Genomic DNA, 320 nt, shown 5'->3' with positions numbered 1-320 from the left:
GCACCGCAAGCGCTGGAGCGTTACGAGTATCAAGGCCAGTACGGCTGGCAGAAACAGGACCGGGGCGAGTGGCTGAGCCGCGTACAGATCGAGCAGCGTGAATCCCAGGCACGTCGTGTGCAAGGTCAAAGCGGTGTGCGGCAGATGGAAGCCGGACGCTGGTTCGAGCTGACCCAGCATCCGCTGTACGAGCGCAAGGCGGCCGAAGAGCGTCAGTTCCTGCTGATCGAAGTCGAGATGTTCGCCGAGAGCAACCTGCCACTGGCCAAGGAGAGACGCGAAGTGCCGGGCAGTCTGGCTGCGCTGTTCAGGTCGGTGCG

1 protein-coding gene is annotated in these 320 nt (G+C 63.4%); it reads left to right on the top strand.

All coding sequences use genetic code 11. The annotated features are described in order from the left end of the window. Nucleotides 1-320, top strand: a 320-nt coding sequence (locus tag ALO80_RS22620; RefSeq protein WP_174518973.1) for a contractile injection system protein, VgrG/Pvc8 family, incomplete at both ends; no start/stop codon positions are given.

This window comes from Pseudomonas caricapapayae, from assembly GCF_001400735.1.
GTDB lineage: Bacteria > Pseudomonadota > Gammaproteobacteria > Pseudomonadales > Pseudomonadaceae > Aquipseudomonas > Aquipseudomonas caricapapayae.
This window is presented reverse-complemented; position numbering and strand designations above follow the sequence as displayed.